Below are 21,564 nucleotides of genomic sequence, written 5' to 3' on the forward strand. Positions count from 1 at the left end.
CGAAACAAAATAATTCCCATTGAGGAATAAAGAAGCGGCAAAAATCATCGACATCGCAGAAAATTTCAACTAACTTGTTCATAGCCTGTTCCTCCCCGGAGCTGTTTCGGCGTGCACCAAAACATTGCTCCTGGAACAGGCTTCATGTCAATTTCTTATCCAGAATTCGGGTTATGTGAATTAATTATAACGATAAACTGGGGAAATGATGCGGAGCTTAACAAAAAGGTGTTATGACTCATCGCGGAAACTGCTGGTAAACAGCCAACACGGTGTATTTCGACGCGGTAAACGGATTTAAATATAACCAAGAGATAACAAAGGCAAGAAAAGAGATTCGTAGACTTGGTGCGTCCGAGTGGACTCGAACCACCGACCCCCACCATGTCAAGGTGGTGCTCTAACCAACTGAGCTACGGACGCACTAATAGGATTATGCTATCAACCAAACAATATTAACCAAATAATATTAACCAATATAATTGGTGCGTCCGAGTGGACTCGAACCACCGACCCCCACCATGTCAAGGTGGTGCTCTAACCAACTGAGCTACGGACGCAATCTAAATTGCATTGGTGACAACGGGGACGAATATTAGCGGCGAGTTAGCCTTCTGGCAAGGGAATAATACAAATTATTGTTCAACTGTTCGTATTTGCATCTACATACAGTGAATTTGTCGTTTATTCCACCAATTAAGTATTCGTCCCCGGTTTTATAGAAAATAAATCAGCGAGTGGAGCGTTGTAAAACTGTCTCATCTGGCTGTTTTTGTATCCACAAAATACGGGTAAATATCATCACTGCTGATGCAGTCAGGCCAATAATAAAGCCGATCCAGAACCCTTGTGGTCCCATTGCAGGTACGAAATAGTCAGTTAATCCCAGAATGTAACCGCTTGGCAGCCCCAAAATCCAGTAAGCGATGAAGGTGATATAAAAGATAGAACGCGTATCTTTATATCCACGTAAAACACCAGCCCCTACAACCTGTACGGCATCAGATAATTGATAAAGCGCGGCAAATAGCATCAGATGCGATGCCATGATGATAACTTCAGGATTGTCGTTATACATCAAAGCGATTGGCTCTCGCAGAATAATAGAAAAAGTTGCGGTTAAACAAGCAAATACCAAACCAACCATAATTCCGGTATAGGCTGATATCCGGGCATTATCGGTAGACTTTTGTCCTAAATTGTAGCTCACGCGGATAGTGGTTGCTGCGGCTAAAGATATTGGGAACATAAACATTAATGAACCGAAATTTTGTGCAATTTGATGCCCTGCAACAGCAGTAATGCCTAAAGGAGAGATCAGCAATGCCACTATGGCAAATAGGGTAATTTCAAAGAACATCGCCATCGCAATAGGAAAACCGAGGGCTGAAATACGTTTCAGAATATGCCAATCTGGTGCGGCAAAACGATGTTTAGGAAGGATATCCTTTTGTGATGACGAATGTTTCACATACCAACGCATTAGTAGGAACATGGCCCAGTAAACGCTGGCGGTTGCAACGCCACAACCAACACCACCCAAAGCGGGCGCGCCGAATTTACCGTAAATGAGTATGTAGTTAATCGGAATATTAATCAACAATCCTAAAAAGCTAATCACCATGCCGGGTTTGGTTTTCGATAAACCTTCACATTGATTACGCAGCACATGATAAAACAGAAAACCTGGCGCACCCCACATTATTGCATGGATAAATCCAACCGCTTTTTCGGCTAAAAGTGGATCTATATTATGCTGCCTGTCAATCAGGAATTTGCTGTTGTATAAGATAGCGATAATGATAACGGAAAGGAAAATCGCTAACCAGAACCCTTGCTGAGTTTGGTTAGCAATGAGATTCCTGCGTCCAGAACCATTCATTTGCGCAATAATGGGTGTCAAAGCTAATAGTAAGCCGTAACCAAATAAAATAACTGGCAGCCAGATAGAGGTGCCAACGGCGACCGCAGACATATCGGTTGCACTGACGCTACCCGCCATAACCGTATCCACAACTCCCATTGCAGTTTGTGAAAATTGGGCAATAATGACGGGGATCCCTAGAGCGAGCAAACTACGCGCTTCTTTTAAATACTTCTGCACGCATTACACCTTATTTTAAAAGTAGAAAATATTAAGAAAAATGTCTGTATATAAGAAACGATTTTCGAAAAATCAACCGTTTACTAACTGAGGTATTGTAACTATTTAATACTATATTACAACAATCATGCTGAGTTTATATTCAAACGTTTAGATGGTATTTATCAATGACAACTTGATATAAACTAATTAATAATTATACACAGTCATTAAGAGGTTCTTCTATGTTTACGGGCATCGTTCAGGGAAAGGCACCCTTGGTTGCTATTGATGAAAAAAGCAATTTTCGGACTCATGTTGTTAAATTCCCGGCTGAATTATTGCCAGGTATTGAAACCGGGGCGTCGGTTGCCAATAACGGTTGTTGTCTGACGGTAACAAAAATAGAAGGCGATAAGATTAGTTTCGACTTAATGAAAGAGACTCTACGTCTGACTAATCTTGGTGATTTGCAGCTAGGGGATTATGTGAACCTGGAGCGGGCGGCTAAATTTGGGGATGAGATTGGTGGACATTTGATGTCCGGTCATATCATCACGGTTGCTGAGATAGCTAAAATTTTCACTTCAGAAAACAACCATCAAATATGGTTCCGTATCCATGATAAGCAACTAATGAAATATATCCTGCATAAAGGATTTATCGGCATCGACGGGATTAGTCTGACAATTGGCGATGTGGTTAATAATCGTTTTTGCGTTCACCTTATTCCTGAAACATTGGAACGTACAACATTAGGTAAGAAACGTCTTGGTCAGAGGGTAAATATTGAGATTGACTCACAGACTCAAGCGATTGTTGATACTGTGGAGCGTGTTCTGGCTCAGAGAGAGCGGGAACAGGTCGTCTCTCAGCAGCCAGAAACATTCATGGAAGAATGATCAATAAATTGAGGAGCGGCAAGAGGATTCCCTTTGTCGCTTTCAAACAGAATTAACTGCGTCAAAAAGGAGCATTGAACCCACCAATGCTCCTTTTTGTGATTTATATTACAGTGTTTTGCATATTGTGTTAACTAATATAGTTAATATTGTTATTATTGTGTTAATGCGCTTTCTCGTAAAGCGCAGACTAATCCTAACGATGATATTTTTAGAGGCTACTTTATGGAAAACCCGATTGAGTTAGATGAATGGCTTGAAGAACCTACACACGATGATGCTGTTGAAATGATGAACGCGCAAGCTGTCGTACCTTTTGGTACCGCACTTTGGCCTTAACGGATTTTTATAATTAAGGTTCTTTATAATAATAGATAAGTAAGGGGAGTTTCCCCTTACTTAAAAATAAACAGGATTGTCCTCATGGATAAAAGTCTTGAGAATATGTATCGTTGTTTATCATATCATCCTGCTATTTCGGATAAAGTAAGAAATGATGAATGTATAAAAATATTTATCGGATCTGATATTGAGCATAGTGATATTGCGCAAAAGATGCATGTGTATAAGAAGAATTTCGATGTGAAATCTGATTTCGCTTTTTTAGAAAAAACGCCGCCAGACGATGTAAAACAAAAAATATCCGATTGTGATTTGTTTATTTTTCTTTATGCATCATCAACGTTAAAGAATGCATCTCCACAAGGGCCAGAATATCTGACTAAAATAAGAAGTTTTATTACTGAATCATGGAAGAAATCTGTACTGTTTAAAGATTATGGCCCGCATTTTATTGAGGCATTCAGTGAGCCGCCAGCATCAATAACAGAAAGGAATAAAAAACTTATTGAATTGTCAAGTCGATCACAGAAGATTCAATATACAGATAATAAAGGGAACTCGATTGTAGGTTATTTAGAAAAGGATCATAAGTGGACTTCTATTGATGGCAGTGGAAATATTGATGTTATTCCTGGGGAAATAGCAAGCCATATAAAGAACCTTAACGGTAATATTAGCTTTAGTGGTACCTTTTTGAGTACTGCTCCTTTTGCTATAAAGTATGGGGTCGTCAATGATATGATGACTTTAAATATAAAAGAGGGCGAAATTATTGGCTTTGATTGTAAGAATGATGAATTTAGTAGAGATTTTAATTTATACCTAAACCATAATCACGGAAATAGAATTGTTGAAGAGTTTGGTATTGGTACTAACACCGGGGTGAAAGCGCTTTATGGCAGAAATGCCGGTTTTGAAGAGCGGCATCCTGGCTTACATCTTGGTTTAGGTGGTGGTGTAAAAGGGAGTCATCATTTAGATTTGATATTTTCTGGTGGAAAAATAGCATTTAATCAAACAGTTTTCTTTGATAATGGTTATGTGGGGGATTTCCGTTAGTGAAAAAACAGAGCGATCTTTTTAAAATCAGCTTTTAATATTTAGAGTTAGCAATGGATATGTTGCATTGATTAAAAGCTACAGTGGAAACCTGTAGCTTTTGGTTAACTATCGGGCTACCCGTAACCCGCCTTCAATCCCTTTTAGACTGAATATGATTTGCCATAACTGGATATCGCGAGCACGAAATGCACCTGCACAGGCATTCAGATAATAGCTAAACATGCGTTTAAATGTTGGACTATATTTATCTTGTATTTCAGACCAATTAGCAAGAAATCTTTCATACCAAGCCATCAATGTGCGATCATAATCTGCGCCAAAGTTATGCCAATCTTCCATCACAAAACAGCTTTTGCTGGTGTAAGCTATTTGCTCAATTGAAGGCAAACAGCCATTAGGGAAAATATATTTGCTGATCCACGGGTCAGCACTGGTTTTAGCCTTGTTGGAACCAATAGTATGTAGCAGGAATAAGCCATCAGGTTTCAGGTTTCGTTGAACAACGTCGAAATAAGTCGCATAATTTTTAGGTCCAACGTGTTCAAACATACCGACAGAAACAATTCTGTCGAACTGCTCATGTAAATCCCGATAATCTTTCAGAATGATCTTTACATCCAGATTTGTACATTGTTTCTGTGCATATTTCTGTTGTTCGGCTGAAACAGTTATTCCTGTGACGGAAACACCATAATTTTTAGCAGCATAAGCTGATAACCCACCCCAACCACATCCAATATCCAGCAGGGTCATACCTGGAGAAAGTTCCAATTTCTCGCAGATGAGTTTCAACTTATCAAGCTGAGCCTGTTCCAGTGTTTTAGCTTGTTTCCAGTATCCACAGGAATATTGCATATAAGGGTCAAGCATACGGGTAAAAAGATCATTTCCTAAATCATAATGTTGATGACCGACAATCCATGACCGTTTTGGCGTTTGCAGGTTACGTAAGCGGGTTATTGCGATTCTCATTGTATCTTTGAGATTATTGGGCATTTTATTTTCTAATCCGGCGCGTAAAATGCGATAAAAGAAAATATCTAACCGCTCACAATCCCACCAGCCATCCATATAACTTTCACCTAACCCCATCGAACCTTGTTGTAAAACTCTTTTATAGAAATTAGGATTTTTTATTTGGATATCATAAGGATTATGACCATTAATTTGAATACCTGCTTCTTCTAGCATCTGATTGGCAATTCTCTGCCAAGAGTTAATGGTTGTTTTCGGGTTTTCAATACAGGATGAACTCATATACTCTCCAGCGTTAAGGTGATGGAATATTGAGGAGCTCGTTTTAGCTAACAAAGCAGGATGCGAAGACGCAAAATGCAAAAAATAACAAAGAATCAAAGTAAAAAATCTTAAAGATGACTAATCCATGAGTTTAATGGGGGGCAGTCATTGCTCCTAAGAACCTCAAATTCCAGGTTATTTATAATAGGGAACATATTGAGTATAAAAGCGTAAAATTGTTTTATCAATTAATAAATAAAGACTGCAATTAATTGGTAATTGGCAGCCTTTATTGAGATAACAATCTGATTAATATCAGGAATTTTGTTCAACTGTTTGAATGTGGCGATCAGCGTTTTTTTTCCGCTGTATAAAATATCCTAATGTCATTGGAACAACGGTAGAAACCATGACAGTGGTTGTGGATATAAGTGGATTGCTGATAAATGCCGATACAATCAGGCTGGCAATAAAACAGAGCCCTAATTGAAGCGTGTTTTGTAATGCAGTGGCTTTTCCACTGTCTTGTGGATAAGCGGATAAGGCGTTTGCTACTGCAATGGGATATGATGCACCATTCATTGCAGCCATAAAGCAGAAAGGGATCAGAATAGTGAATAGAGTTGGTTCGCTAAATTTTGCCATTAAATAGAGCACAATCATGCTGACAGCATAGCCAATTAACAGATAAGGAAAAATAATCTCACTTTTTATTTTGGCCAAAATAGCGCGGCATCCATAACCTCCAACGATAAAGGCCAACGTTTGAGGAATATAACTCAGACCGATGTCGTCTGGAGTATATCCCATATCGCCGAGAATTGAAGGGGAGCCTGTTAGCCAGGCAAAAAAGCCAGCGCTGCATGATGCGAATATCAGAACGTTGCCATTAAACAGCGGTGATTTTAATAGCGTAAGGAAAGAGACACTATTTGTTTGCACTTGAATTTCACGGTTTTTGCGATTTTCTTGCAAGAACAGAGTAAAAAACAACAGTAACAATGTAATTGCCAGTAAGACTAGGAAAATCGTACGCCATCCGCCATGTTGCAACAGCCAGGCTCCCATCAAAGGCGCCAGGGCAGGGGAGAGCGCAACCAGGGGCATAATCGTTGCAAAAACACGTTTGGTACGATTGGAATCGTAACGATCAATAACTAATGCTTGCCATGAGACGGCGGCTGAACAAACACCGATGGCTTGGATAAAACGCAAAACTAAAAGTTGGGTGGAGTCTGTTATCCAAATCATTCCCAGACAACCAATAGAAAACAGGGATAGCCCGGTGATGATAATCGGCTTTCTGCCAAAGCGATCTGAAAGAGGTCCCCACAAAAGTTGCGCAAAGGCGAAACCTGCAAGAAAGATACTCAAGCTGGCACTAATTGCGTTTGCCGTTGTACCTAATTCTTGTTGCATAGCGCCGAATGCTGGCAGATACATATCAATAGCCAGATAACCTAGCATACTCAAGCCTGCAAGGTAGAACATGAACTGACTTGAGTTTTTCATTTGATTACTCTCTTTGGATGTCATGATTGAAATAATTTGCAGTGATAGATAGATAACGATATTGACACATATTCTATACGTCGTGATTTTTACTTGTGAAATGGTAATATTTGCATAGTGCTGTGAAAAAAATTGAAAGGTAAAATTATGTGGTCAGAATATTCACTTGAAGTCGTGGATGCGGTTGCCAGAACAGGCAGTTTTAGTGCCGCGGCATCGGAGCTTCACCGTGTCCCTTCTGCGATCAGTTATACCGTAAGACAATTGGAAGAATGGCTTGCCGTTTCGTTGTTTGAGCGTCACCACCGGGATGTAGAATTAACTAAGGCAGGTGCTATTTTTATCAAAGAAGCCCGCTCTGTTATCAAAAAAATGGTTGATACTCGTCACCAGTGTCAACAAGTTGCAAACGGCTGGAGAGGGCAATTCAATATTGCTATTGATCGCGTTGTCAAACCAGAACGTAGTCGTCAGCTTATTCTTGATTTTTACCACCATTTTCCTGATATAGAACTTTTTATTCATCAGGAAGTGTTTAATGGAGTGTGGGACGCGCTGGTGGATAGTCGAGTTGATGTTGCCATTGGAGCAACTCGGGTGGTTCCAGTCGGGGAAAGGTATAGTTTCCGAGATATGGGATTTATGCCCTGGCTATGTGTGGTTAGCGCAGGCCATGAGTTGACTCAGTTGCCGGGGCCGCTATCTGATGACCAAATGCGGCCTTACCCAAGTTTGTGCCTTGAAGATACATCCCGTAATTTACCGAAACGTGACACCTGGAATCTGGATAACCAGCGCAGGCTGGTAGTTCCTGATTGGGAGTCTGGTCTGTCTTGTCTAAACGAAGGGTTATGTGTGGGAATGGTGCCTAAGCATAGGGCAATGCCGCTTATTCGGCAGAAGAAACTAACCGTGCTGGAATTGGAACAGCCTTTACCAGACAGTCCATGTTGTTTGGCATGGGTACAAAACAGCCATTCTCCAGCATTAAGTTGGCTGCTTGACTATCTTGGCGATAGTGAAACTCTTAATGCTGAATGGCTTCAAGATGAATAAAGCAGATTAACGACGATAGTCGATAAATGGACCATCCACGACAGAGCGTCGTTCAACCAGGCGTGGATGTACTTCAATAGTTTGTGCATCTTCACGTTTGTTGATGATTCTGTCCAATAACATAGAAAACGCCATTTGCCCCAGTCGTTCTTTTGGCTGATGAATGGTGGTCAATGCCGGAGAGAAATAACGAGCGTTGCGTATATTGTCATAACCGATGATAGAAATATCCTGCGGGACGCGTAATCCTGATTCATCGGCAGCACAAATAGCCCCCATAGCCATAACATCTCCGCCGCAGAAAACCGCCGTCGGACGCTGTTTTTGATTCAGAATTTGATGCATGGCTTTATAGCCTGATTCTGGCTCAAAATCCCCCTGAATAATCCATTCTTCTCTAATCGGAATATTGGCTTCTTTTAACGCTTTCAAAAATCCTTGATGGCGGCCGCCGCCGGTATTTCGTGCCAGAGGGCCAGGGATCGCGCCAATATCACGATGGCCACGCTCGATAAGATAACGACCAGCCAGATAACCGCCGTGGAGTGCGTTATCAATAATCGTATCGGTGAAGTCGCTTCTGGCTTGTCCCCAATCCATAACGACCATTGGAATATTGCGATAATCTTCCAACATTCCCAACAATTGTTCCGGGTATTCTGAACACATAATCAACAGTCCATCTACACGTTTTTGCGCCAGCATGGCGAGGTAGGCTTTCTGTTTATCAATGTTATTGTGTGAGTTACATAAAATCAGCGTATAGCCTTTGCTATAACAACTGTTTTCAACGGCCTCAATGACTTCAGCAAAATAGGGGGCTTCACTGGACGTTGCTAGTAATCCGATCGATTTTGTGTGGTTAACTTTCAGACTGCGAGCGACGGCACTGGGTGAATAATTCAGTGCCTTAATAGCAGCCCAAACGGCAGCTTTAGTATCTTCAGCGACGAAGCGGGTTTTATTAATAACATGGGATACGGTAGTGGTTGAGACGCCAGCGTGCTTGGCCACATCTTTGATCGTTGCCATGAGGTGAAAGACTCCTGACCTTTTGGTCTAAATTTAAAACGTTTTGTTAATCGCTTGCCAACCCTTTTACACAGGGACTGGTAATAAGTTAGCGATAAATCCTGAATTTTGTCTGATCTGGCTCAAAAGTGAAAGCAATAATCAGTGTTATAAAATGTATGGTAATCGCTATTTATGCTTTTCCTTATGTAAAGGCAATTAACCATCTCAATAGACGGGTTTTTGTCGTTATAAACTTTTTATTCTGAGGAGGTTCTATGAATACCGATTTGAAACTTGGTTTATTTACTGCTGTTAGCACATTGGTGATGATTGCCATTTTTGCCGCTCTTTGCTTGATCTTCGCCTGATGTTTTGAACTGATTAGATGATTTGAAAATTGGACTTTACGTTGAAAGGAAATTGGGCAGATAGTCTCAGTGGTTTATCTGCCCTTTGCCTTTGGTATTAAAACAGAAAGTAATGAATTAATCTGATGGTTGTTAAGCCAGATTCTCTGTAACACATTCCCAGTGAATTAACCCCCCAGAAACTTGTCAGTGGAGTCGCTGCATTAGAAATATTCACGATAGCCAGAGTACTATCTGTTTTCTTAGCCCGTTAAGCTCAGCCCAGAACCAAAATTTTTCACCATTGTGTCAGTAACGTTGCGTGGGTAACGTTGTGTCAGTAAATTTCTGGTCATCCTAACAACTTCTACGATAAATAACAGTGAAAAATGATGTCATCTATCTCAGGATAAGAAAAGATCAGGATACATCTTGGTGAGAGAAAATGGTATTCTCCGTAATATTGTGACGATGTTGGTTATCAACATAGTGTTGGTTTAAAGGAAATAAAAATGACGACTATTGAGAAGATTGAGCGCCAAATTAAAGAAAACCCAATTTTATTGTATATGAAGGGTTCTCCTAAGTTGCCGAGTTGTGGTTTTTCTGCGCAGGCTGTTCAGGCTTTATCTGCATGTGGTGAACGTTTTGCTTACGTAGATATTTTGCAAAATCCAGATATTCGGGCAGAATTGCCAAAATATGCTAATTGGCCAACCTTTCCTCAGCTTTGGGTGGAAGGTGAGTTGATAGGTGGGTGCGATATTATCATTGAAATGTATCAGCGTGGTGAATTACAAACATTAATCAAAGAAACGGCTGATAAATATCGTTCTCAGGACGGAGAAGCGACAGAGTAATTTTTTATTACTTACAGACAGATTATTAGGTTATCTCCCCATATACTGATATATGGGGGGTATTATTGCTTGAATTTATACCCGTCATCTTTCAAGTTGCTTCTTTGTTGGCTGCACTCGCTCACCCCGGTAACATAGTTCTCTATGCTCCCGGGGATTTACTCCTCTGCCGCCGCGATGCGTCTTGAAATCCATAGGGTATAGATTTGATTATATTAATCTAGCCGTTCAGCTATTTATCCGGTTTTTTCTTCTGTTGCTGCCGCTAATGGCCAACCACCAAGTTGTTTCCAACGGTTAACCATTTTACAGAATAACTCAGCGGTACGATCAGTATCATATAAAGCGCTGTGAGCCTGATGATTGTCGAATGGGATACCGGCTGTGATGCAGGCTTTTGCTAAGATTGTTTGTCCTAATACCAGACCACCTAAAGCAGCGGTGTCAAAAGTTGCAAACGGATGAAACGGATTTCGCTTTAGTCCGGTGCGTTCTGCGGCAGCCATAACAAAGCTATGATCGAAGCTAGCATTGTGAGCAACGATAATTGCCCGATTGCAATGATTATTTTTTATCCCTTTACGAACCATTTTAAAAATAGCGTGTAGAGCTTCATATTCGCTCACGGCTCCACGTAGCGGATTTGATGGATCAATGCCGGTGAATTCCAGGGCTGCTGGTTCAAGATTGGCTCCTTCAAATGGCTCAATATGGAAGTGAAGCGATTCGCTAGGCGTTAGCCAACCTTCACCGTCCATCTCCAGTGTAACGGCGGCAATTTCAAGTAATGCATCTGTTTTGGCATTAAAGCCGCCAGTTTCAACATCAATAACAACAGGGTAATAACCTCGAAAACGTCCACTGAGGACATTTGGCTCTTTTTTATCAGACATCAGATCGAGTTACCCAGGGCGTTGCTGGCATTTTTGTTTTCAATAAGTTCAATTTTGTAACCATCGGGATCTTCAACAAAAGCAATAATAGTTGTTCCGCCTTTTACAGGGCCTGCTTCACGGGTAATGTTACCACCAGCTTTGCGAATAGATTCGCAAGTGGCTGCGACATCATCAACGCCTAATGCAATGTGACCGAAGGCATTCCCCATTTCGTAATGGTCAACTCCCCAATTATAGGTTAACTCGATTACTGCTCCTTCGCTTTCATCAGTATAGCCAACGAAGGCGAGTGAGTATTTATATTCGATGTTTTCACTGGTGCGTAGCAGACGCATGCCTAACACTTCAGTGTAAAAATTAACGGAGCGTTGTAGATCGCCAACACGGATCATGGTATGGAGTAAACGCATAATTACCTCTAATTTAATGGTTTTGCCAATATTTTTGTGCGGTAGGCCGCACAAAAACCACTAACTATAACGTGTCTTACGGTTACAGTTCAATTTGCCCATAATTATAATTTATTCTTATCTAGGTTTATAATTAAATATAGTATGTGAATTGTATAGGAAACGGGATGTGATGGCTGAGCAACTGGAGTTTTTTGCTATTCCCAGTCCTTGTCGAGGAATTTGCCAGGCTAATGAGCGAGGTTTTTGTCTGGGGTGTTATCGCAGCCGGGAAGAAAGATTTAATTGGATGAAAATGTCTGATGGGCAAAAACGTGAAGTATTGCGACTGTGCCGGCAAAGATATTTGCGTTCATTGAGAGCACAAAATCAGGCAGATGAAGAACTACCTGAACAGCCATCACTATTTTAATTAGAGATTTTTGATGTTATTAGGGTTAACAATTCAATGATTTACTTATATAGGGTTATATTTTTGGCGAAGTTATAAATGTTCTACTATAATCTTAAGTATTTTGTTTGTTATTTTTTTATTTCTTACTTAACGAAAAGACTAAGGTTGTTTATTTGAATGTTTTTATAACTTTATGTTTTAAATGGAATTTTAAGCTTGATTGTGTGACAAATGTAAAATAAAAACAACATTAATGTAAAAATAGATAGCTTAGCATTTAGATGACAGCTATTCTTATAGTACTTTGAATAAAGTATTGAATGATATTTATTGGTTTCTGTCTGCTTGTATTCATAGTTCTGATAGTTTTTATGGTAAAAATATTGTATGTTAATTGTTTTGTTCTGAGTTTAAATTAAGTTTAGTTGTTCTTGGTTATAGTTACCTGAATTAGTTAGTTGCTAAGAATTTACTGTGATTATACAGAAGTTATATATACTTTTTTAAGGCTAGTTAGCCTGATTTAGAAAAATTTGGCTGTTATGTTTAGTAGGCTAGTTTATTTAAGGAGGGACAATTGGAATCTACATTGGGATCAGATCTGGCACGGTTAGTTCGTATTTGGCGTGCTTTAATTGACTACCGTTTAAAGCCGTTAGAATTAACTCAGACTCATTGGGTAACGTTATACAATATTAGCCGGTTACCTCAGGAGCAATCTCAGATACAGTTGGCGAAAGCTATCGGTATTGAGCAACCATCTTTGGTCAGGACATTAGATCAACTTGAGGAAAAAAAACTTATCACCCGGCATACTTGTGCCAATGATCGTCGTGCAAAGAGAATCAAGCTAACTGAAGATTCTGCATCGGTTATTAGGGAGTTGGATGGTGTTATTGAATCTACAAGAAATGAGATTCTGGAAGGTATTTCACGCGAGGAACTTGCTTTTCTTTCCACTTTAGTGCAGAAGTTAGAGCAAAATATTATCCAATTACAGAGTAGATAGTAATTACGATATCCATGAAATGCTAACTGGATGAAAGAAGACCGCGACTTACCAAAATGAAGTCACGGTTTTCTTATCTCTATATCTTATTGTCGAGGTGAAACAGTAATATTACTACCTTGGCCGGCGATTCTTACTCGTTGACCTTTATGGAAGAGAGTTTTGCCTTGTTTTTGAACAACAATGATGCTTTCGCCGCTGTCACGACGAATTTCGAGTTCTACACCTTTAGTTGTGTTAAGAGCCCCCTGAACGTTTTGTCCTGCAACGCCACCCGCAATCGCACCAGCGGCAGTTGCTAATGTGTTGCCGCTGCCGCCGCCGATAGTATTACCAACCAAGCCTCCCAGAACCGCGCCGCCAATCGCGCCTAATACATTCTCATCGCTACCCGCCTGAATATTGACAGGACGAACAGAAACAATTGTACCGTAAGAGACAGTCTGGACCTGCTTAGCTTGCCCAGCAGTATAGGTATCACCAGAAAGAGAATCGGTGTTGACACAGCCTGATAATGAAGCAACGGCAACCGCGCTAACTAAAAAGTGCTTAAACATAGTAACTCCTAATTTCGATGCCTGACTGCGTAAATCTGATAGCTTACTGGGCAGTCAGGCGAACAACTGGCATTAGCAATAAGTAATAAAAAATTTATTCAAATAGAATGCCAGTACATTAGCAATCTAGTGCTAAACATATATTAAACGTCAATAGAGATTTTTAAAAGAAATAGCTATTAGTGAGAAATTCAGCATTTTTTGTGAAGTTGTTTCCAAAACTCAGGTTTTATTCCTTAGTTTGTCTATTAGTCATATACAGCCAAAACCACTGCGCTTTATAGTTATTGGCGTGGTTTCTGATTTTATCAAGACAGATTTTAAGCAGGAAGGCAAATTAAATGGTTATGAAGTCAGGTCGTTATATTGGTGTAATGTCGGGTACAAGTCTGGATGGCGTTGATGTGGTGCTTGCAGCGATCAATGATAAAGTTGTTGCTCAACAAGCCAGTTATTCGCACCCATTCCCACACGAATTAAAACAAAAAATTCTGGCAGTCTGCCAAGGGCAGCAAACGACATTATCAGCAATTGGCCGGTTAGATTATGAACTTGGTTCTTTATTCGCTGAAGCGGTACAAGGCTTACTGATTAAAACAGGGTTAACCACAAGTGACATTATTGCTGTGGGATGTCATGGACAAACCGTTTGGCATGAGCCGGATGGCCACACGCCTTTCACTATGCAACTGGGTGATAATAACCGTATCGCGGCTTTAACTGGGATGACTGTGGTTGGCGATTTTCGTCGGAGGGATATGGCATATGGCGGGCAAGGAGCGCCATTGGTTCCGGCTTTCCATTTCGCTGTTTTAGGTCATCCGACAGAACGCAGGATAATTCTCAATATCGGTGGCATTGCCAATATAACGACGTTATTACCGGGATCACCTGTCAAAGGGTATGACACAGGTCCGGGTAATATGTTGATGGATAGTTGGGTATGGCGCCATCAGAAGAAGCCCTATGATAAAGATGCGCAGTGGGCACGAGAAGGTACGGTTAGTAATTCATTACTTAGACAAATGCTTTCTGATCACTATTTTTCACGGCCAGCCCCTAAAAGCACCGGCCGGGAGTATTTCAATATGAGTTGGTTGGAGGCGCAATTAGCTAACTTTCCTGACCTATCTCCAGTTGATGTCCAGGCAACACTGGCCGAGCTGACAGCGGTGTCTGTATCGCAGCAAATCATGTTGAGTGGTGGATGTGAACGTCTGTTGGTTTGTGGCGGCGGCGCACGTAATCCACAGATAATGAGTCGACTTTCTGCCTTATTACCGGGGACAGAGGTTTGCCCGACAGATAAATATGGCCTCAGCGGCGATGATATGGAAGCGCTGGCATTTGCCTGGTTGGCATTCCGTACGATGTCAGGTGCGTCAGGGAATTTGCCTTCTGTTACTGGTGCGAGTACTGAAACCATTTTAGGGGCAGTTTATCCTGTTAATAATCAATAACAATGATAAGCTGTCTGGTATTTAGTGAGTCATAAACAGAGCTACGTTAATGTCAGAACATAATGAATTTGATGTTGCAGAATTACGCCGTGAATATACTCGCGGTGGGTTAAGACGTAAAGATTTGACTAAAGAACCTATTGAACTTTTTGAGCGTTGGCTCAAGCAAGCATATGAAGCTAAGTTGAGTGATCCAACTGCAATGTGTATAGCAACGGTCGATGAGAATGGTCAACCATATCAACGTATTGTGTTATTGAAGCATTTTGACACAAACAGTTTGATTTTTTATACAAATTTAGGCAGCCGGAAAGCCAAGCATTTGGCGCATAATAACAAAATCAGTCTCCATTTCCCTTGGTATCCTTTGGAAAGGCAGGTCTCTTTTCTTGGTAAAGCGGAGCGTCTTTCTGCTGTTGAAGTGGTGAAATATTTCCATAGTCGTCCCAGAGATAGCCAGATTGCTGCATGGGCATCACAACAATCTTCTCGTATTTCCGCCCGCGGTGTTTTGGAAGGGAAGTTCCTTGAATTGAAACAGAAATTCTTGAATGGCGAGGTGCCTTTGCCTAGCTTTTGGGGAGGATTCAAAGTGACCTTTGATTCTGTTGAATTTTGGCAAGGTGGGGCAAACCGGCTCCATGATCGGTTTATTTATCAACGGCAAGGCGATAGTTGGCATATTGACAGGCTTGCACCATAAATCGTGGATTATCATTTTTAATACTAGCACTTATAGTATCGGCGTTTTATCCTATGCCGCACTCTTTTTAAATCGCGATTTATACAACAGACAAAATACACAAATTGATGGAGTCATTAATGTCTAGCAATAACCTGATAAAACAACTGCAAGAGCGGGGCCTCATTGCCCAGGTGACGGATGAGAATGCGTTAGCGGAGAGACTGGCGCAGGGCCCTGTCTCCCTCTATTGTGGTTTCGATCCGACCGCTGACAGCTTGCATTTGGGGCATCTGGTTCCCTTGCTGTGTTTAAAACGATTCCAACTAGCCGGGCATAAACCCGTGGCGTTAGTTGGTGGAGCCACGGGGTTGATTGGCGATCCAAGTTTCAAAGCCACTGAACGTAAACTGAATACTGAAGCTACCGTTAAAGAGTGGGTGGAGAAAATCCGTAGACAGGTTTCACCTTTCCTCGATTTTGATTGTGGCGAAAATAGCGCTAAAACAGCCAATAATTACGATTGGTTTGGCAACATGGATGTTCTGACTTTCCTGCGTGATATCGGTAAACATTTCTCAGTTAATCAAATGATTAACAAAGAGGCGGTTAAACAACGTTTAAACCGTGATGATGTGGGTATCTCTTTCACTGAGTTTTCTTATAATCTACTGCAATCCTATGACTTTGCTCGCCTGAATGAAGTACATGGTGTTGAGTTACAGATTGGTGGTTCTGACCAGTGGGGAAATATTACCTCTGGTATTGATCTAACTCGTCGTATCAACCAGAAACAAGTATTTGGTATGACCGTTCCGCTGATCACCAAATCTGATGGCACTAAGTTTGGTAAAACAGAAGGCGGCGCTGTTTGGTTGGAACCGAAGAAAACCAGCCCATACAAATTCTATCAATTCTGGATTAACACTGCGGATGCCGATGTCTATCGTTTCCTGAAATTCTTTACCTTCATGAATCTTGAAGATATTGATGCTTTGGAAGAAGAAGATAAAAATAGCGGTAAAGCGCCTCGTGCTCAGTATGTGTTGGCAGAACAAGTTACCGGTATGGTACATGGCGAAGAAGGTCTGGCGGCCGCTAAACGGATTACAGAAAGTTTATTCTCCGGGGCTGTTGCTGATTTGACCGAAGCGGATTTTGCTCAATTGGCACAGGATGGTATGCCGGTCATTGAGTTGGAAAAAGGTGCAGATTTGCAACAAGCTTTAGTTAATGCTGGATTAGTGCCTTCTCGTGGTCAGGCGCGTACGATGATCAGTTCCAACGCTGTCGCAATTAATGGTGAAAAACAGTCTGAACCTGAATATCTGTTTACTGACAGTAACCGTCTGTTTGGTCGTTACACTCTGTTGCGCCGTGGTAAAAAACACGATTGTTTGATCTGCTGGAAATAACTAAGGTTGCATATATACCTTATGGATTTCAAGATGCATCGCGATGGCAAGGGAGTGAATCCTCGGGAGCATAGCGAACTATGTGACTGGGGTGAGCGAGTGCAGCCAACAAAGAGGCAACTTGAAAGATAACGGGTATGATGGGGCAACAATAATGTTGCCCTTCTTCTTACTACTCTTACCATAACTTTAATCTTACAAACAGAAGCCAGAATAAAAATATAGGCCGTTATTGTGAAAAATATTCTCTCAATTCAATCTCATGTTGTCTTTGGTCACGCTGGTAACAGCGCTGCGGAATTCCCTATGCGTCGGATGGGGGTGAATGTATGGCCATTGAATACCGTACAGTTTTCAAATCATACCCAATATGCTCAATGGAAAGGGTGTGTTATGCCGGCGAATCATCTTACTGAAATCGTTCAGGGCATTGAAGAAATTGAACAGCTTAAGTCTTGTCATGCAGTACTAAGTGGATATATCGGTTCAGCGGAGCAGGGCGGCCATATTATCGATATAGTAAAACGGGTAAAAGCGGTGAATCCTGATGCTTGGTATTTCTGTGATCCCGTTATGGGGCACCCAGAGAAAGGTTGTATTGTTGTGCCTGGGGTAGCTGAATTTTTGTGTAAAGATGCACTTCCTGTAAGTGATATCATTGCGCCAAATTTGCTGGAGCTTGAAACACTCAGTATGCAGAAAGTGACTAATGTAGAACAAGCGGTTGTGGCTGCTCGAACATTATGTGATAAAGGGCCGGATATTGTACTGGTTAAACATCTTAGTCGCGCTGGTTATCGGCCTGATCGTTTTGAAATGCTATTAGTGACTAAAGAACATAGCTGGCATGTGAGTCGGCCTTTGGTGGACTTTGGCGAACGCCAGCCAGTTGGTGTTGGTGATTTAACCAGCGGCTTGTTACTGGTTAATCTATTAAAAGGCGAGTCTTTACAAACTGCCCTCGAACATGTCGCTGCTGCGGTTTATGAAGTGATGGTAACGACGAAAGATATGGGCGAATACGAATTACAAATTGTGGCTGCTCAGGACAGAATGGTGGCGCCTGACCATAAATTCTGTGCGACACAATTGGATTAAGATATTAACCGTTCCACTGACATTGTGTGGAATGACATTGAGTGGAACGGTTTTTTATTTTTAAATTAATCCTTCAGCTTTCAGTGCATCACGAACATTTGGACGTTCTGCGATCTTCTCTCGATAAGCTTTAAGATGAACCAGATTTGATAGATCCAATTGCACTAAAGGTGCCCAGTTACTGAGCGTAAATAAATAAGCATCAGCAACAGTAAAATGCTCCCCGGCAATGTATGGCTGTTTTGCTAATACTTCATCTATATACTTGAATCTCCTGAGTAGATTATTAATAGCAACAGGACGATAATTTTCTGGGGTTCCTGGAAAAAACAGAGGGGAAAATCCTTTATGAATCTCACTGGAAAGATGGCTAAGCCATTCAAGTTGATGATATCGTTCCATCGTTCCGGCTGGTGCAATTAATTTTTTGTCCGGTTTTTGGTCGGCAATATATTGGACAATAACAGCTCCTTCGGTGAGGATCTCATTGTTATCTAACAGAAGAGTGGGTATCTGGCCTTTTGGGTTGATTGCGAAAAAATCGTCGCCATTCTCCATTTTTTTAGTTTTCAGATCAACTTTAATCACGCTGAAATCAAGCCCTGCTTCACGAAGTATGATGTGAGGTGAGAGAGAACAAGCTCCAGGTTGGTAATAAAGTTTCATGTATAGCTCCTTAAAAATTTTCCGGTAATAGATATAATAGGACAAAGGAACTCAGTAAGGCATTGCTATAGCCTTGATATATACTACCACGACAGATGGAAATAAATGAATGATTAAATAGATATAAAGTGGTGTGATGGTATCGTGAATAACCCTTTTCTATGCTCGGTTATAGAAATGGTTTATTGATTTTTTATCATTATTTTCAAGTAGATTGGTTGTATTAATCTAGAAATTTAGGGGTAGCTTTGGATGAAGTGACTTATCCAGAACTTCCCCGTATTATTATGTCATATAGCATATTTTACAACTGATTATATTATATGGAATAAATAATGGCGATTATTGATAGTTGCAAAAATTCATCTTATATCGATTATAAGATAATTAATATATTATTTTTGTTAAATGATTTGTAATCATAGGAAAATAAATTAAATTTATTTGCAAAGTCATTAAAATAGACCATGCATTGTCTATAGTTTCTTGTAAAAATGTCTTTTTTATTCTCTTTGTTAAATTTTTCGATTAAATCTTTGTAAATATTATTAATTATTTTTATTTGTTCGTGAAGTCTATTGACGGAATTATTTATATTTCTAAGACTAAATGAAACATCTGATATATTTAAAGTGATTTCTTCCATCAATAAAGAGACTTTGTATATTTGTTTTTTATCTTCTCCATCGGGAATATTCTTTAATAATTGTTGTATTTTTATATGTGTTTTTTCTGCGGAGTTTTTCTTACGCTCAAAATCAATTTGAGATATTTCAAATAGTTGTGGCAATTTTGAGATGAAATCGTTTAGCTTACTAAAACCTGATGAAATTTCTTTCAATGCATGATCGACCCTAGCAACATAGCCATGACCTAAATATCCACTGCTAAGTGAACCTAAATAAGTTGTTGCTTTATGCATATTTTTAATAATTCTATCAATATCTTGCTCATCGGAATTATATGCATATTCATAACCTTCCAATGCTGATGGCCAGCGATATAATGATCCACTAAACTCATTCCAGGAATTGGAAATTTCTTGAGATAGATCATAATTTTTCAGGCATTCTGGCAATTTTATATTGGTAATTGATTTAAACATATTGGATATAATTAAAAAATCATTTTTCATTTTATGCACCTTGCTAAAGTAATAAATATTATTAAATTGTATAAAAGCATGAAATATAATATTCAAACTAAAAGGTCAAAATAATAATAAAATATTTTACTGAAAATATTTAACTAAAAATATTGTACTGACAGTCGATTTTATGAAATTAAGTTGTTGATTATATTAAAGGACATATTACTGATTAGCGCAAGGAAATAAGATGATATTTTTTATTCCAATAAAATAGTTATAAGGTAATATCGTTTAACTCTTTAATTACAAAGGGTTTAATAATTCTTTTCAATAGTTTTTATATTTTGATTTAAAATTAATTTTTACCTATTAGTGATGATTTAATGAAGTGATTAAATAAGATTCTAAAATAGTGCTACATCTTATACTACTTATAATTCCATATATAACAATGGGTTGAAGAAGGCCATGTGTAGCAGAATTATGAAACGCTATTTAATCTATCATTTTATTGATAATAAAAGGCCCGAAAAACTAGCTTTTCGGGCCTTGTTTTGTGAATTGAAATTTACTGATTATTAATCAGATTATTTCAATTCCAGTTCATTCATTGCGACAATGCTGAAACCACCATCAACATGCAGGATTTCACCGGTAATACCGCCGGACAGATCCGAACACAAGAATGCCGCAGCGTTACCCACATCTTCAGTTGTTACAGTGCGGCGAATTGGGTTAACGGTTTCACAGTGAGCCAGCATTTTACGGAAATCTTTGATGCCAGATGCAGCCAAAGTGCGGATAGGACCGGCAGAGATACCGTTAACACGAATACCTTCGGCGCCCATAGCGTTAGCCATATAACGAACGTTAGCTTCCAGAGATGCCTTTGCCAGACCCATTACGTTATAGTTAGGGATTGAGCGCTCTGCTCCCAAATAGGTGAGTGTCAACAAAGCAGAATTTGGGTTCAGCATTTCACGGCAAGTTTTTGCCATAGCAACGAAGCTGTAAGAGCTGATGTCGTGTGCGATTCTGAAACCTTCGCGGGTAACGGAACTGACATAGTTACCATCCAGTTGATCAGCAGGTGCAAAGCCAATGGAGTGAACAAAACCATCGAATTTTGGCCAGACCTTACCCAATTCAGTGAACAGGGCTTCGATGCTTTCGTCTTCGACTACATCGCATGGCAAAACGATAGTAGAGTTCAGGGAAGCAGCAAATTCTTCAACACGAGGTTTCAACTTGTCATTTTGATAAGTGAAAGCCAGCTCAGCTCCCTGGTCATGCATTGCTTTTGCAACACCATAAGCGATGGAGAGTTTACTGGCGACGCCAGTGATCAGAATGCGCTTGCCGGTCATAAAACCCATAACAGTATCCTTGTGTGATAACGCCGGTAATGATATTCATGGATTAAAATTGTTCACAGAGACAATATCAATATGACGTTTTATTGTTAATAAA

At 40.1% G+C, this 21,564-nt stretch carries 20 protein-coding genes and 2 tRNA genes; 10 read left to right on the forward strand and 12 right to left on the reverse strand.

Annotated elements, in window-relative coordinates:
• Window positions 1-346: 346 nt before the first annotated feature.
• The 3 genes from EAE90_RS16820 to EAE90_RS16830 all read right to left on the reverse strand — a co-directional run bounded on the left by EAE90_RS16820 (window position 347) and on the right by EAE90_RS16830 (window position 2,104).
• Window positions 347-423: transfer RNA gene (locus EAE90_RS16820), tRNA-Val, on the reverse strand.
• A 60-nt stretch (window positions 424-483) separates the two neighbouring features.
• Window positions 484-560 (reverse strand) — tRNA-Val (locus tag EAE90_RS16825).
• A gap of 170 nt (window positions 561-730) precedes the next feature.
• Complete coding sequence (locus EAE90_RS16830; protein ID WP_214054442.1) at window positions 731-2,104, reverse strand: MATE family efflux transporter; 1,374 nt, start codon at window positions 2,102-2,104, stop codon at window positions 731-733.
• 224 nt (window positions 2,105-2,328) lie between these two features.
• Between EAE90_RS16830 and EAE90_RS16835 the strand changes: the two genes are divergently transcribed.
• Complete coding sequence (locus EAE90_RS16835) at window positions 2,329-2,985, forward strand: riboflavin synthase subunit alpha (RefSeq protein ID WP_214054443.1); 657 nt, start codon at window positions 2,329-2,331, stop codon at window positions 2,983-2,985.
• Between the two features lie 423 nt (window positions 2,986-3,408).
• Complete coding sequence (locus EAE90_RS16840; protein WP_214054444.1) at window positions 3,409-4,386, forward strand: CgnE/CgnB domain-containing protein; 978 nt, start codon at window positions 3,409-3,411, stop codon at window positions 4,384-4,386.
• A 108-nt stretch (window positions 4,387-4,494) separates the two neighbouring features.
• On the opposite strand, the gene cfa is transcribed toward EAE90_RS16840, so the two are convergent.
• Both cfa and punC read right to left on the reverse strand, forming a co-directional pair.
• The gene (gene cfa / locus EAE90_RS16845; protein ID WP_214054445.1) at window positions 4,495-5,646 is read right to left on the reverse strand and encodes a cyclopropane fatty acyl phospholipid synthase; all 1,152 of its coding nucleotides are present in this window, start codon (window positions 5,644-5,646) and stop codon (window positions 4,495-4,497) included.
• Window positions 5,647-5,943: 297 nt separating this feature from the next.
• Complete coding sequence (gene punC, locus EAE90_RS16850; RefSeq protein WP_214054446.1) at window positions 5,944-7,140, reverse strand: purine nucleoside transporter PunC; 1,197 nt, start codon at window positions 7,138-7,140, stop codon at window positions 5,944-5,946.
• Window positions 7,141-7,287: 147 nt separating this feature from the next.
• Between punC and punR the strand changes: the two genes are divergently transcribed.
• Window positions 7,288-8,196 (forward strand): DNA-binding transcriptional activator PunR, encoded by a 909-nt coding sequence (gene punR / locus EAE90_RS16855; RefSeq protein WP_214054447.1) that lies wholly within the window; start codon window positions 7,288-7,290, stop codon window positions 8,194-8,196.
• 6 nt (window positions 8,197-8,202) lie between these two features.
• Here punR and purR read toward each other — a convergent pair whose 3' ends face one another.
• Window positions 8,203-9,228, reverse strand: coding sequence for an HTH-type transcriptional repressor PurR (gene purR / locus EAE90_RS16860; protein WP_214054448.1), 1,026 nt, complete (start codon window positions 9,226-9,228; stop codon window positions 8,203-8,205).
• An 841-nt stretch (window positions 9,229-10,069) separates the two neighbouring features.
• On the opposite strand from purR, the gene EAE90_RS16865 reads away from it, so the two are divergent.
• Complete coding sequence (locus EAE90_RS16865; protein ID WP_214054449.1) at window positions 10,070-10,417, forward strand: Grx4 family monothiol glutaredoxin; 348 nt, start codon at window positions 10,070-10,072, stop codon at window positions 10,415-10,417.
• 236 nt (window positions 10,418-10,653) lie between these two features.
• On the opposite strand, the gene rnt is transcribed toward EAE90_RS16865, so the two are convergent.
• Together rnt and gloA are read right to left on the reverse strand one after the other, a co-directional pair.
• On the reverse strand, window positions 10,654-11,310 hold the full coding sequence (gene rnt / locus EAE90_RS16870; protein ID WP_214054450.1) for a ribonuclease T: 657 nt from the start codon (window positions 11,308-11,310) through the stop codon (window positions 10,654-10,656).
• The gene (gene gloA, locus EAE90_RS16875) at window positions 11,310-11,723 is read right to left on the reverse strand and encodes a lactoylglutathione lyase (RefSeq protein WP_214054451.1); all 414 of its coding nucleotides are present in this window, start codon (window positions 11,721-11,723) and stop codon (window positions 11,310-11,312) included. Before gloA ends, rnt begins: the two co-directional genes overlap by 1 nt.
• 172 nt (window positions 11,724-11,895) lie before the next feature.
• On the opposite strand from gloA, the gene EAE90_RS16880 reads away from it, so the two are divergent.
• Both EAE90_RS16880 and slyA read left to right on the forward strand, forming a co-directional pair.
• Complete coding sequence (locus EAE90_RS16880) at window positions 11,896-12,135, forward strand: DUF1289 domain-containing protein (protein ID WP_214054452.1); 240 nt, start codon at window positions 11,896-11,898, stop codon at window positions 12,133-12,135.
• Between the two features lie 559 nt (window positions 12,136-12,694).
• Window positions 12,695-13,126, forward strand: a complete 432-nt coding sequence (gene slyA / locus EAE90_RS16885; RefSeq protein WP_036805437.1) for a transcriptional regulator SlyA — start codon at window positions 12,695-12,697, stop codon at window positions 13,124-13,126.
• 86 nt (window positions 13,127-13,212) lie between these two features.
• On the opposite strand, the gene EAE90_RS16890 is transcribed toward slyA, so the two are convergent.
• Complete coding sequence (locus tag EAE90_RS16890; protein WP_214054453.1) at window positions 13,213-13,683, reverse strand: outer membrane lipoprotein; 471 nt, start codon at window positions 13,681-13,683, stop codon at window positions 13,213-13,215.
• Between the two features lie 347 nt (window positions 13,684-14,030).
• On the opposite strand from EAE90_RS16890, the gene anmK reads away from it, so the two are divergent.
• The 4 genes from anmK (at window position 14,031) to pdxY (ending at window position 18,338) form a co-directional block, all read left to right on the forward strand.
• A complete protein-coding gene (anmK, locus tag EAE90_RS16895; RefSeq protein WP_214054498.1) occupies window positions 14,031-15,143 on the forward strand; it encodes an anhydro-N-acetylmuramic acid kinase in 1,113 nt (370 codons plus the stop codon).
• Window positions 15,144-15,192: 49 nt separating this feature from the next.
• A complete protein-coding gene (pdxH, locus tag EAE90_RS16900; RefSeq protein WP_214054454.1) occupies window positions 15,193-15,846 on the forward strand; it encodes a pyridoxamine 5'-phosphate oxidase in 654 nt (217 codons plus the stop codon).
• A gap of 119 nt (window positions 15,847-15,965) precedes the next feature.
• Window positions 15,966-17,240 carry a tyrosine--tRNA ligase gene (gene tyrS / locus EAE90_RS16905; protein WP_214054455.1) on the forward strand — a complete coding sequence of 425 codons (1,275 nt, stop codon included), beginning with the start codon at window positions 15,966-15,968 and terminating at the stop codon, window positions 17,238-17,240.
• 234 nt (window positions 17,241-17,474) lie between these two features.
• Window positions 17,475-18,338, forward strand: coding sequence for a pyridoxal kinase PdxY (gene pdxY / locus EAE90_RS16910; RefSeq protein ID WP_214054456.1), 864 nt, complete (start codon window positions 17,475-17,477; stop codon window positions 18,336-18,338).
• 60 nt (window positions 18,339-18,398) lie between these two features.
• Here pdxY and gstA read toward each other — a convergent pair whose 3' ends face one another.
• The 3 genes from gstA to fabI form a co-directional block, all read right to left on the reverse strand.
• Window positions 18,399-19,004, reverse strand: coding sequence for a glutathione transferase GstA (gstA, locus tag EAE90_RS16915; protein WP_214054457.1), 606 nt, complete (start codon window positions 19,002-19,004; stop codon window positions 18,399-18,401).
• Window positions 19,005-19,380: 376 nt separating this feature from the next.
• Window positions 19,381-20,139, reverse strand: a complete 759-nt coding sequence (locus tag EAE90_RS16920) for a hypothetical protein (RefSeq protein WP_214054458.1) — start codon at window positions 20,137-20,139, stop codon at window positions 19,381-19,383.
• A 542-nt stretch (window positions 20,140-20,681) separates the two neighbouring features.
• Entirely contained in the window at window positions 20,682-21,470 is a 789-nt protein-coding gene (fabI, locus tag EAE90_RS16925; RefSeq protein WP_046396879.1) for an enoyl-ACP reductase FabI, read from the reverse strand.
• Between the last annotated feature and the right edge of the window lie 94 nt (window positions 21,471-21,564).

The organism is Photorhabdus caribbeanensis (genome assembly GCF_018448885.1).
Lineage (GTDB): Bacteria > Pseudomonadota > Gammaproteobacteria > Enterobacterales > Enterobacteriaceae > Photorhabdus > Photorhabdus caribbeanensis.

What these genes read in the sequence shown, in the direction of transcription:
- EAE90_RS16835 (WP_214054443.1), top strand. Translation starts at nt 2,329, where the DNA reads ATGTTTACGGGCATCGTTCAGGGAAAGGCACCCTTGGTTGCTATTGAT.
- EAE90_RS16840 (WP_214054444.1), top strand. Translation starts at nt 3,409, where the DNA reads ATGGATAAAAGTCTTGAGAATATGTATCGTTGTTTATCATATCATCCT.
- cfa (WP_214054445.1), bottom strand. Translation starts at nt 5,646, where the DNA reads ATGAGTTCATCCTGTATTGAAAACCCGAAAACAACCATTAACTCTTGG.
- punC (WP_214054446.1), bottom strand. Translation starts at nt 7,140, where the DNA reads ATGAAAAACTCAAGTCAGTTCATGTTCTACCTTGCAGGCTTGAGTATG.
- punR (WP_214054447.1), top strand. Translation starts at nt 7,288, where the DNA reads ATGTGGTCAGAATATTCACTTGAAGTCGTGGATGCGGTTGCCAGAACA.
- purR (WP_214054448.1), bottom strand. Translation starts at nt 9,228, where the DNA reads ATGGCAACGATCAAAGATGTGGCCAAGCACGCTGGCGTCTCAACCACT.
- EAE90_RS16865 (WP_214054449.1), top strand. Translation starts at nt 10,070, where the DNA reads ATGACGACTATTGAGAAGATTGAGCGCCAAATTAAAGAAAACCCAATT.
- rnt (WP_214054450.1), bottom strand. Translation starts at nt 11,310, where the DNA reads ATGTCTGATAAAAAAGAGCCAAATGTCCTCAGTGGACGTTTTCGAGGT.
- gloA (WP_214054451.1), bottom strand. Translation starts at nt 11,723, where the DNA reads ATGCGTTTACTCCATACCATGATCCGTGTTGGCGATCTACAACGCTCC.
- EAE90_RS16880 (WP_214054452.1), top strand. Translation starts at nt 11,896, where the DNA reads ATGGCTGAGCAACTGGAGTTTTTTGCTATTCCCAGTCCTTGTCGAGGA.
- EAE90_RS16890 (WP_214054453.1), bottom strand. Translation starts at nt 13,683, where the DNA reads ATGTTTAAGCACTTTTTAGTTAGCGCGGTTGCCGTTGCTTCATTATCA.
- anmK (WP_214054498.1), top strand. Translation starts at nt 14,031, where the DNA reads ATGAAGTCAGGTCGTTATATTGGTGTAATGTCGGGTACAAGTCTGGAT.
- pdxH (WP_214054454.1), top strand. Translation starts at nt 15,193, where the DNA reads ATGTCAGAACATAATGAATTTGATGTTGCAGAATTACGCCGTGAATAT.
- tyrS (WP_214054455.1), top strand. Translation starts at nt 15,966, where the DNA reads ATGTCTAGCAATAACCTGATAAAACAACTGCAAGAGCGGGGCCTCATT.
- gstA (WP_214054457.1), bottom strand. Translation starts at nt 19,004, where the DNA reads ATGAAACTTTATTACCAACCTGGAGCTTGTTCTCTCTCACCTCACATC.
- EAE90_RS16920 (WP_214054458.1), bottom strand. Translation starts at nt 20,139, where the DNA reads ATGAAAAATGATTTTTTAATTATATCCAATATGTTTAAATCAATTACC.
- fabI (WP_046396879.1), bottom strand. Translation starts at nt 21,470, where the DNA reads ATGGGTTTTATGACCGGCAAGCGCATTCTGATCACTGGCGTCGCCAGT.